Below are 10,898 nucleotides of genomic sequence, written 5' to 3'. Positions count from 1 at the left end.
TGGGTACTGGGTACTGGGTACTGGGTACTGGGTACTGGGTACTGGGTACTGGGTATTGGGTATTGGGTATTTGGAAAACTTTTTCCCAGTCCCTAGTCCCCAGTCCCCAGTCCTCAGTCCAGTTTCTCACCACTAAGGATAAAAATGGGATCAACGGCGGTAAAGGTTTGAGAAAAGCCACGCGTCTCTAAGCGGTTAACCGCAGACTGAACGACTTCGATATTTCTAGCCCTTAACAGAGAAAAGCTCTGGGAAATAGCATACAGACTTTCTAGATTAGCAGCTGTGGCTACAACCCTACCGGATGGTGGCAAATAATGCCATGCTGCTTGCAAAATTTCCTGAATGGGGCGTCCTCCCTCAATACAAACACGGTGAGGGACAACCTTGAGGTTATGTAAACACTCTGGAGCGCTACCTTCAACAACTTCGACATTTTTCACATCAAAGCGATCGCAGTTACGCTTGATCAGATTAGCTACTTCTTCATCCCTTTCTATAGCAATAATCTTTCCGCCTGGACACAATAGCCCCACTTCTACTGGAATTGTACCCGTCCCTGCGCCAATATCCCACAAAATAGAATCTGATTTTAGTCGCAGTTGGGCAATTAACAGCAGTCGGACTTCTCGCTGGCTCAGGGGAATTCCTGGCAAATGTTCAAACAATTCATCGGGAATACCTGGGGTAATATAAGGCCAAAGTTGGGAGGGCATAGAATTACGCAATTATACTAAAGATATGGATTTGCCAAATTGAAAAGCTATAAGCTCTAAAACTTTTCAACCGTAGCATTCAAGAAACCATAATGATTGGCGAAATATTAGGCGATATCCAAGGACAAGACGCTGCGCGTCTACGCTACGAAGTTCAGCAGCTATTAGGAAAAAAAGCAGGGCGGCGGACTTTGTTAGCTCGTGATTTGCAAACTCAGGAATTAGTTGTGATCAAGTTACTCTCCTTTGGTGGTGACTTTGAATGGGATTCACTCAAGCTATTTGAGCGGGAAGCTGAAACTTTAAAATCTTTGTCACATCCCTTAATTCCTCAGTATTTAAACTATTTTGAGGTAAATTTACCAACGCTCAAAGGATTTGCCTTAGTACAAACTTATATCCGCGCCCAAACTTTAGAGCAATACTTACAAACTGGGCGAACTTTTACAGAAGCTGAAGTCAAACAGATAGCCAAAGCGCTTTTAGAGATTCTTATTTACTTACATGGACTGCATCCACCTGTTATCCACCGTGATATTAAGCCTAGCAATATTTTATTAGGGGAGCGTTCTGGCAATAGTGTCGGTGAAGTTTATTTGGTAGATTTTGGCTCAGTTCAGACAGTCCTCGCCACAGAAACCGGGACAAGAACTGTAGTAGGAACATATGGCTATATGCCACCAGAACAATTTGGCGCACGCACTGTTACAGCCTCTGACATTTATAGTTTAGGCGCAACTTTAATTTATTTGGTGACAGGTACACACCCAGCGGATTTACCACAAAAGGATTTTCGGATTCAGTTTGAGCAGGTAGCTAATCTCAGTCCTAGCTTGACTCGCTGGTTAAAGTCGATGACTGAACCGAGTTTAGAACGGCGTTTTAGTTCTGCTGCTGTTGCGATCGCAGCCTTAGAGAAACCACAAGCGATAAACTTACCTACTTTAGTTGTTGGCAAACCAGACGGGAGTAAGATTCAACTAACTAAAAATTGGGATTCTTTAGAAATTATCGTTCCACCAGCTGGTTTTGATCCATCAATAGTATTCACAGGATTATTTGCGATCGCCTGGAATTCATTTATCCTCTTTTGGACAATTGGCGCACTCTCGGCCCCTTTTCCTGTCAACATCCCCTTTGCCTTGTTCTCACTTCCTTTTTGGGGTGCTGGTTTTGTCATGGTGTATAAATTTCTCTTTCATTTATTTGGACGCATCTGCTTACGCCTGAATCCCGAAAAAATTGCTCTAACCTGGGAGTTGTTTGCATGGAAATTTTATCGTCCCCGTACATCGCCAAGACAAAGTATTACTAAGTTGGTTTACATTCCAAAACATTTCACTAAAGACTCTGAAGGCACTAGAATTGCCGTTCCACCACAATTGGATATTTGGGTAGGAGTACAAAAATATCAACTTGGTGGTATTGGTGGTGCGATTAAATCTGAAGCGGAACTGGAATGGCTAGCTCATGAATTAAGTGATTGGTTACGTATGGATATTACCAAGTAGTATTTTATGTAATACTTTTAAATATAATTAGCTAGATTACAGTATTTAAAGTATAAAAATTTACTAATTATGATTGGTCAAATATTGGGAGAGCGCTACGAAGTTCAGCAACTATTAGGAAAAAAAGCTGGGCGTATAACTTTGCTAGCTCGTGACTTGAAAACTCAGGAAGTAGTTGTGATCAAGTTACTCTCTTTTAGTGGTGACTTTGAATGGGATTCACTCAAGCTGTTTGAGCGAGAAGCCGAAACTTTAAAAAACCTAGCACATCCCTTAATACCTCGCTATTTAGACTATTTTGAGATAAATTCACCAACCATCAAAGGATTTGCCTTAGTACAAACTTATATTCCAGCACAAACTTTAGAGCAATACTTACAAACTGGGCGGACTTTTACAGAAGCTGAAATCAAACAGATAGCCAAAGCGCTTTTAGAAATTCTGATTTACTTACATGGGCTGTATCCGCCTGTAATTCACCGTGATATTAAGCCTAGCAATATTTTATTAGGGGAGCGTTCTGGTAATAGTGTTGGTCAAGTTTATTTGGTAGATTTTGGCTCAGTTCAGACAGTCCTCGCCACAGAAACCGGGACTAGGACTGTGGTAGGAACTTATGGCTATATGCCACAGGAGCAATTTGGCGGGCGTACTGTTCCCGCTTCTGACCTTTATAGTTTAGGTGCAACTTTAATTTATTTGGTGACGGGTACACACCCAGGCGATTTACCCCAAAAAGATTTTCGCATTCAGTTTGAGGTAGCGGCTAATCTCAGTCCCAGCTTTAGCAATTGGTTAAAGTGGATGGTTGAACCCAGTTTAGAACGGCGTTTGAGTTCTGCTGCTGTTGCGATCGCAGCCTTAGAGAAACCACAGTCAATAAATTTACCTACTGTGGTAGTTAGCAAACCGGATGAGAGTAAGATTCAATTAATCAAAAATCAGGATTCTCTAGAAATTATCGTTCCACCAGCTGGTTTTAATCTATCAACAGTATTCATAGGTTTATTTGCGATCGCCTACAATTCATTCTGGCTTTGTTGCATAATTGGCACACTCTTAACTCCTTATAATAGGGAGTTAGCCTTGTTGCTTCTTCCCTTTTTGGGTTTTGGCTGTTGGTTTATGTATGGGTTGCTTCTCTTGAAGTTTGGACGCTTCTGCTTGCGCCTAAATTCAGAACAAATGACCTTAACCTGGGAATTGTTTACTTGGAAATTGAATGAACGGCGTCCATTACCAAGACAAAGTATCAATAAGCTGGTTTACATTCCAAAATACTTTAATGGAATTGCCGTTTCAGCACTATATATTTGGTCGGGAGAAAAAAGATATCAGGTTGGTGCGAATTGTGGTATTAAATCTGAAGCAGAACTTGAATGGCTAGCTCATGAATTAAGTGATTGGTTAGGTTTGCCAATTACCAATCCAATGGGAAGTTAGTTGAGCTGATCGTGGCTTTATTCAAAGTGTCCAGTTTTATGCCGACCATACTCAATACAGAACATACGTACTTTTGTGAGTGCAGATACTTAGCACATTGCTCTATTCATCCAGCAAATTGATCAAAAAAAATAGCTAACAGTTGGAAAACTTGTGCTTTTATGGATGATACTGTCTTCATAGACCGTACAATTGTACTAATAAAGTTTAGATGAAACTTAATTGTAATCCTTACTACGAAACAAAATTTGGTGCTGCTTATTTAGGAAACAGCCTAAGATTAATGGCAGGTATTCTCGACGAAAGTATCGATTTAATTTGCACCTCTCCACCATTTGCATTGCTTCGTAAAAAAGAATACGGAAACGTTGATGCTGAGGAATATGTTGAATGGTTTAAAGATTATGCAGCCCAGTTTTACCGTATTCTTAAACCAACAGGCTCACTAGTTATTGATATAGGTGGCAGTTGGATTAAAGGAATGCCAGTTCGTTCTCTTTATCATTTTGAACTAGTTGTTGCTTTGTGCAAAGCAAAAGAAAAAGGCGGACTTGGATTTTATCTGGCACAAGAATTGTATTGGTATAACCCAGCAAAACTACCCACCCCTGCCGAATGGGTAACAGTTCGCAGGGAAAGAGTTAAAGATTCGGTAAATACAATTTGGTGGCTGTCAAAAGAACCGCATCCTAAAGCTAATAACAGAAGGGTTTTAAAGCCTTATAGTGATGCGATGAAAAACCTTCTAAATAATGGGTATAAACCCAAAGTTAGACCATCAGGCCATGATATTTCCGATAAATTTGGGAAGGATAGAGGAGGAGCCATTCCCCCGAATATTATTGATGGACGTTGTAGTACAGACAAAGAAGAAATAGGACAACAGACTCTTATACAAGAAACTTTATTTGAAGATTTAGTCCAGCCCGTAAATATGATTTCTGCCTCGAATACTGCTTCCAACGATTATTACCAAAGGCGTTGCAAACAAGAAGGTTTTAAGCCACATCCAGCAAGATTCCCTCAAGCTTTACCAGAGTTTGTCATCAACCTTTGTACAGAACCAGGCGATATTGTTTTAGAACCTTTTGCTGGTTCTAATATGACAGGTCGAGTTGCAGAAACTTTACAAAGACGCTGGTTAGCTTTTGAGATTGATGAAGACTACATTAAAAGCTCAAAACTGAGATTTGAAGAAAATGCTCCTTTAGTTGTTGAACCTCCAGCAGCTTTACCACCAATAGCAACAGAAAATGCTGATAATAACCAGTCAGTACAGTTAGGACTGTTTTAAAGAAGTTACTCCAACTAATCGTTTTAAAGAAATTGCAGAATGGAGTCTAATAAATTAAAAAGGTTTATTTATGGATAATATTGTTGAAATTTTCGACAGAAAAGCTAGGCGAGTCTTTGCGAATAAAGAACTCGACGTATCTGACGAAGAGTTAAATGAAATTGAACAGAAAGAAGATTTGATGGCTAAAGCTATCGAAGATGAAATAGATGATATAGCAAGGGACTGGGAACTGGGTGAAAAGTTTTTTTATGTCTAAGTTTTATCATCTGTTGATGTACCTAATCACCAAGGCTGTTGCTATAACAGTTGAGACATTTATTTAGGGATATCGGTATTGCTATATATGTAAAAATGCGGAATATTAGTTTTATTTATAAAATATTTTTGCAAGAGGGTCGAGCGCTTATCAATGGCGAACTCATCGGATTTGAGCCATCAATGTCTATATTTAATTAAAGATGCCTTAGAGGAAATTTATATGTTTGGACTGGGATGGCCAGAAATAGCTGTAATTGCCATTGTCGCTGTTCTCATTTTTGGGCCAAAAAAAATTCCCGAACTGGGAACCGCACTGGGCAAAACTCTACGAGGTTTTAAGGAGGAGATAAAAACTCCCAGTGACGAAACCAATTCGGAACAAGAAAAACAATAATTAAAGTAATCAAAATACAGGAGTCATTAGGAGGCAGTGCGTTGGGGAGCCAGCGCTGTCTTCTCCTGATTACAGGAGTGTATTAACAACAGAAGAAGGTGCGATCCCATTTTGCGAATCGATAGCAGTTGTGCCAATATTTGGTTGATGTGTCTCTTCCTTCACTACACCACGCGCCCTAATTAACTTAATAGCGCGAGTGACGCTTTCTGGCAAAATTACCACCAGACTGTTATTAGGAGCCATGTCTAAGCCTTTATTTATCGCTTGGGTTTCATCCAGAATTGATTCATAGCGGCTATCAGACTTAACTTGGGTGATGCCTTGAATAATCAACTGGGCGGCTGAACCCCGTGGGCGTCCCCGTGTGTCATCGTCTTCTTTGACGATGATGTAATCAAAAATTTGCGCTGCTAATTTGCCCAAAGTAACAAAGTCTTCGTCGCGGCGATCGCCTGGGCCACCAATTACGCCAATCCGTTGTCCTGTAGTCCAATTTTGCACAAAGGAACCTACAGCTTCGTAACTGGCTGCGTTGTGGGCATAGTCCACCAAAGCGTGGTAGTTCCCTAAATTAAATAGATTCATTCGTCCTGGCGTTTGACTAACTGAAGCCCGAAAGCTCTTCAAACCAGTACGAATCTGCTCAATTGTGACGTTTTGCACGAATGCTGCCAAACTTGCTGCTAAAGCGTTGGCAATCATAAACGGCGCACGTCCGCCCATTGTTAAAGGTATATTTTCTGCTCTTTCTATACGGTGTGTCCAATCACCTTTAACAATTGACAAATAGCCATTTTCATATACTGCCGCTACTCCGCCCTTTTGGATATGCTTTCGCACCAATTCCGAGTCTGGGTTCATTGTGAAGTAAGCAATATTAGCCTTAGTTTTTTCTGACATGGCGGCGACACGGCGATCGTCGGCATTGAGTACCGCATAGCCATCGGGGAATACGGCTTCCGCTACTACACTCTTGAGGTTAGCTAACTGCTCAATGGTATCTATATCACCTATTCCTAAGTGGTCTGCGGCTACATTTAATACTACTCCCACATTTGCGGCTTCAAAGCCCAATCCAGAGCGGAGAATGCCACCGCGAGCCGTTTCTAGTACCGCTACTTCTACTGTGGGATCTTGAAGGATGACGTGGGCACTTTGGGGGCCTGTGTTATCGCCAGCTTCTACTAAATAATCACCGATATATGTTCCATCGGTAGTAGTATAACCCACTACTTTCCTCGTCTGCTTATAAATATGTGCTAGTAGTCGCGTAGTGGTGGTTTTGCCATTAGTACCCGTGATGCTAAGGATGGGAATTTGGCTAGATTGCTCGTTGGGGAACAGCATATCCATTACTGCGCCAGCAACGTTGCGGGGGATGCCCACACTTGGGGCAACGTGCATTCGGAAGCCAGGAGCGGCGTTAACTTCGACAATCACGCCATCAACTTCCCGCAGAGGACGGCTAATATCCGTGGTGACGATATCGAGTCCGGCGATATCCAAACCGATAATCTTGACTACCCGTTGTGCTAACCAACGGTTTTCTGGGTGAATTTCATCGGTACGGTCTACGGCGCTACCACCAGTACTTAAGTTTGCCGTTGCTCTGAGATAACAAATAGTGCCCTTGGGTGGCACGCTATTTATGGTATAGCCTTGCCTTTCTAAGAGTTGGTAACTGGTGCGGTCTAGTTCAATCTTGGTTAGGACGTTATCATGTCCTTCACCGCGATTTGGGTCAAGGTTTGTTTCCTCAATCAGTTCGGAGATGGTGGATCTGCCATTGCCAATGACATGAGCGGGGACGCGTTCGGCTACTGCGACTACTTTGCCATTTACCACTAGTACCCTGTGGTCGCGTCCAACATAATACCGTTCGATAATAATTGACCGGGAAACCTGTCTGGCAGCTTCGTATCCGGCTTCAGCTTCTTCCCAAGTTCTGATATCAATGGTGATCCCCCGTCCATGATTGCCATCCACTGGCTTGGTGACGATAGGATAGCCGCCAACGAATTCAATGGCTTGTTCCAAATCGTCTAAGAAGTTGATCACTGTACCTCTAGGTACTGGCGCACCAGCAGCAGCGAGGATGCGTTTAGTGGCTTCTTTATCGCAAGCTAGTTCTACGCCCAGAATGCTGGTGTTGTCCGTCATTGTGGCCTGCATCCGCTTCTGATTCACGCCGTAGCCCAGCTGAATCAAAAAGCGGGCTTCCAGAGACATCCAGGGAATACCTCTTTTTTCCGCTTCTTTGACGATCGCTTCAGTGGAGGGGCCTAAGGAAGCATCACGAATGAAGTCTTTTAGGTCTTGGATATCTTGCTCTAGTTCTGCTTTGGGATAACGGCCTCGATCAACGATACTCTGGCACAGCCGTACTGCGGCTCGTCCAGCGTAGCGTCCCCCTTCCTCATTCTGATACTCGATTACTACTTGGTAAATTCCGCGTGTGGCAGTTTCACGGGTGCGACCAAAGCCAACATGCATACCAGCTAATTCCTGGAGTTCTAAGGCTACGTGTTCTACGATATGACCAATCATAGTGCCTTCTTTGACTCGCATCAGAAAACCACCACGACAGCCAGGAGAACAATAATGACCCTCCAGACTCGGCAGCGCCTCAACTAGTCCTTCATAAAAGCCAGGGATTTCATTCGAGGGCGTCTCGGCAAGGTTTTCTAAATCGAGGCGCATGACGATCAGCTTGTGGCGTCGAATGCTCCAATAGTTTGGGCCGCGTAAGGTCTGGATCTTGAGGATTCTCATGGGAATAGGTAGATGGAGATTCGGAACCAAAATTCTAGTTTCTTACTGGAATTGACCGCTAAACTGTTCGTAACAAACAGTTTTTTCTTTTTACATACTATTCTCATCATTTTTCTACAATAAGAAATAAATGTGCGGTCAACCGATTTTGGATTTTAGATTTATGATTTTGGATTAAAAATCCGTCTTGAAAAGTTTGCTAGGTCGGTAACCCCTCCTTACAACTTTTTGCAAAATCCAAAATCTAAAATTTCTGGCCAACTCAGTGTAACCTCAGATACTTTATCCCGTCAGCTGGAGATCCGGTGTACAGCAGGTAATACTGTGCGCTGGTACAAGTGGAAGCGATCGCCGTAGCTGAGGATATGGAGACGTAAATTATGTACTGTTAATGGTTCATTAGCACCGACATGGGGTTCGTTGGTGTGGGTGGCTTCAGTGGGATCAACAATGGTGACACTACCTTTACCCATAACTTGTAACCAACCATCGCGTTCAAACACTGCACAAGTATCTTCGTCAATGCCAATACCTAAGCGATCGGGGTGAGCTGCGATCGCACTAATCAGTCGCCCCATGCGATTACGGTTGTGAAAGTGTTGGTCAACGATTACTTCAGGAATAAAACCTAAACCCGTTGCCATATCAACTAGGGAACGATTTGGCGACTCTCCACTACCGCCGCCAGCAATCATGTGATGCCCCATCACTGCTGCTCCTGCACTCGTGCCTGCTAAGGTAAGTTGCCCCGCCCTCACCCGTTGACGAATAATTTCCATTGCTGGCGTATCTGCCAATACACCACAGAGACGCAGCTGGTCGCCTCCTGTCAAAAATACCCCACTACAGGCTTCTAAGGATGCTTTGATCTGGGAGGATTCACACTGTTCTCGTTCGCGGATGTCTAAAATCTCTACCTTCTGAGCACCCATTTCTTCAAAAATGCGAATATACCTACCACCGATGATGGCGGGTTCGCGAGAGGCAGATGGAATAATTGTAATATAAGCCTTACTAGCACCGGCGCGTCCAAAAAAAGTTCGTAGGATTTCGCGGCCATGAACTTTATCTTCTGCACCTCCGATAACCAGAACGGCGGTTTTAGTTGCTTGGGGTGTCCTCATTTCTAGCGATTTAGCTTGTAATTGCGGCATTGTGTTTCTCCTGTCAACAACTTCAGGTGCCATCGCCTTGGTAAGGCAGTCCAGTCTTGGGGGTTTCCCCCATGAGGAACTGCCGAAAGGGTTCCCTGGCTTGTGGCGAATGGCGTGTGAATTTAACAAGGTTCAGAAGCAGCCATGATTTTTGCGCTTTGCTTCTTTGAGAGGACACTTTTTGGAAGTTTGGAACTGGATCAGCCACTCTCCAAATTTTCGCTTAACGTTCGCGTTGCCTCAGTCTAAACGTGTTCGTTCCCATTCCTCAAAGCCAGTGCCTTGTTTTTCACCTGTCCACTTGCAGCAGGGCAAAATAGTCTTTTTGGGGCTAAATTCCTGCTTTGGGGTTGAGGACGAGCAGTTAAGACTACGCTTTTTTCTGAGGCTGGCTCGATGCATCCTGGAAGTTGTTAACTTGATAAGATTATTAATTTAAATGTACTTGTGACAACATTTAAACATAAATTAAGTAATTAGAAAAACTTTTAATCCCATCTAAAATCCAAGAGGTCTGGTAGTTTTAGATACTATTGATAAAGTTTAACTGGAGTTTGACCCGACTTTGGCTTGTTGGTGTTTGCTAGACATTCAAATTTAAGATTAGTGTCCTTGAATACGAATAACTGTGCGCTTTGATATAGTTACGCTTTTTCCTGACTGTTTTAACTCTGTTCTCAATTCTGGTTTGCTAGGTAAAGCCTTAGCCAAACAGATTGCCGAAGTGCATCTGGTTAACCCACGGGACTTTACCACTGATAAGCACCGAAAGGTGGATGATGAACCCTACGGCGGCGGCGTGGGGATGCTAATGAAGCCAGAACCGATTTTTAACGCTGTAGAGTCGCTACCAACTCTACCCCGAAGAGAAATAATTTTGATGAGTCCACAAGGTCAAACAATTAATCAACCTCTTTTGAAAGAATTGGTGACAAATTACGACCAGTTAGTAGTTATTTGCGGGCATTACGAAGGAGTGGATGAGAGGGTGCTACATTTGGTAACTCGTGAAGTATCTTTAGGCGATTTTATTCTGACTGGCGGAGAAATTCCAGCAATGGCTTTGATTAATGGCGTAGTGCGGCTGATCCCAGGAACCGTAGCCAAAACGGAGTCCCTCACCGCAGAAAGTTTTGAGGAAGGGTTATTAGACTATCCCCAATATACTCGTCCTGCCAATTTTCGCGGCTTGAAAGTGCCTGATGTCTTGCTCAGTGGGAATCACGCCGCGATCGCCCGGTGGCGTTACGAACAACAAATTCAAAGAACCCGCGATCGCCGCCCTGATCTTCTGATAAAGATGGAAGCAGGAGGAGCAGGAGAGGTAGGGAGAGCAGGGGGATCAGGGGG

At 43.3% G+C, this 10,898-nt stretch carries 9 protein-coding genes; 6 read left to right on the top strand and 3 right to left on the bottom strand.

Features of this window, described 5'->3' with window-relative positions:
* Positions 1-113 precede the first annotated feature (113 nt).
* On the bottom strand, positions 114-716 hold the full coding sequence (gene cbiT / locus ACFFAP_RS21780; protein WP_375513169.1) for a precorrin-6Y C5,15-methyltransferase subunit CbiT: 603 nt from the start codon (positions 714-716) through the stop codon (positions 114-116).
* 92 nt (positions 717-808) lie between these two features.
* Between cbiT and ACFFAP_RS21775 the strand changes: the two genes are divergently transcribed.
* The 5 genes from ACFFAP_RS21775 to tatA all read left to right on the top strand — a co-directional run bounded on the left by ACFFAP_RS21775 (position 809) and on the right by tatA (position 5,619).
* A complete protein-coding gene (locus ACFFAP_RS21775; RefSeq protein WP_375513168.1) occupies positions 809-2,227 on the top strand; it encodes a serine/threonine protein kinase in 1,419 nt (472 codons plus the stop codon).
* Between the two features lie 69 nt (positions 2,228-2,296).
* Complete coding sequence (locus ACFFAP_RS21770) at positions 2,297-3,670, top strand: serine/threonine protein kinase (protein WP_375513167.1); 1,374 nt, start codon at positions 2,297-2,299, stop codon at positions 3,668-3,670.
* 211 nt (positions 3,671-3,881) lie between these two features.
* Complete coding sequence (locus ACFFAP_RS21765) at positions 3,882-4,964, top strand: DNA-methyltransferase (protein WP_375513166.1); 1,083 nt, start codon at positions 3,882-3,884, stop codon at positions 4,962-4,964.
* A gap of 70 nt (positions 4,965-5,034) precedes the next feature.
* Entirely contained in the window at positions 5,035-5,223 is a 189-nt protein-coding gene (locus ACFFAP_RS21760) for a hypothetical protein (protein WP_375513165.1), read from the top strand.
* Between the two features lie 222 nt (positions 5,224-5,445).
* Positions 5,446-5,619 (top strand): twin-arginine translocase TatA/TatE family subunit, encoded by a 174-nt coding sequence (gene tatA, locus ACFFAP_RS21755; RefSeq protein WP_375513180.1) that lies wholly within the window; start codon positions 5,446-5,448, stop codon positions 5,617-5,619.
* Between the two features lie 69 nt (positions 5,620-5,688).
* Here the strand turns inward: tatA and cphA are convergent, their stop codons facing one another.
* Both cphA and ACFFAP_RS21745 read right to left on the bottom strand, forming a co-directional pair.
* Positions 5,689-8,394: a cyanophycin synthetase gene (gene cphA / locus ACFFAP_RS21750; protein ID WP_375513179.1), complete on the bottom strand. Its 2,706-nt coding sequence runs from the start codon at positions 8,392-8,394 to the stop codon at positions 5,689-5,691.
* Positions 8,395-8,684: 290 nt separating this feature from the next.
* Positions 8,685-9,548, bottom strand: a complete 864-nt coding sequence (locus ACFFAP_RS21745; RefSeq protein ID WP_100898664.1) for a cyanophycinase — start codon at positions 9,546-9,548, stop codon at positions 8,685-8,687.
* Positions 9,549-10,176: 628 nt separating this feature from the next.
* Between ACFFAP_RS21745 and trmD the strand changes: the two genes are divergently transcribed.
* Positions 10,177-10,898 (top strand): tRNA (guanosine(37)-N1)-methyltransferase TrmD (gene trmD / locus ACFFAP_RS21740; RefSeq protein WP_375513164.1); only part of this gene is annotated, 722 nt, incomplete at its 3' end.

The sequence above is a fragment of the uncultured Nostoc sp. genome, from assembly GCF_964245575.1.
GTDB lineage: Bacteria > Cyanobacteriota > Cyanobacteriia > Cyanobacteriales > Nostocaceae > Nostoc.
The sequence above is the reverse complement of the archived record's forward strand: the minus strand, read 5'-3'. Positions and strand labels throughout refer to the sequence as shown.

Bases quoted from the DNA above. Each gene is read 5' to 3' on its own strand.
- cbiT (WP_375513169.1), bottom strand. From the start codon at position 716: ATGCCCTCCCAACTTTGGCCTTATATTACCCCAGGTATTCCCGATGAA.
- ACFFAP_RS21775 (WP_375513168.1), top strand. From the start codon at position 809: ATGATTGGCGAAATATTAGGCGATATCCAAGGACAAGACGCTGCGCGT.
- ACFFAP_RS21770 (WP_375513167.1), top strand. From the start codon at position 2,297: ATGATTGGTCAAATATTGGGAGAGCGCTACGAAGTTCAGCAACTATTA.
- ACFFAP_RS21765 (WP_375513166.1), top strand. From the start codon at position 3,882: ATGAAACTTAATTGTAATCCTTACTACGAAACAAAATTTGGTGCTGCT.
- ACFFAP_RS21760 (WP_375513165.1), top strand. From the start codon at position 5,035: ATGGATAATATTGTTGAAATTTTCGACAGAAAAGCTAGGCGAGTCTTT.
- tatA (WP_375513180.1), top strand. From the start codon at position 5,446: ATGTTTGGACTGGGATGGCCAGAAATAGCTGTAATTGCCATTGTCGCT.
- cphA (WP_375513179.1), bottom strand. From the start codon at position 8,394: ATGAGAATCCTCAAGATCCAGACCTTACGCGGCCCAAACTATTGGAGC.
- ACFFAP_RS21745 (WP_100898664.1), bottom strand. From the start codon at position 9,548: ATGCCGCAATTACAAGCTAAATCGCTAGAAATGAGGACACCCCAAGCA.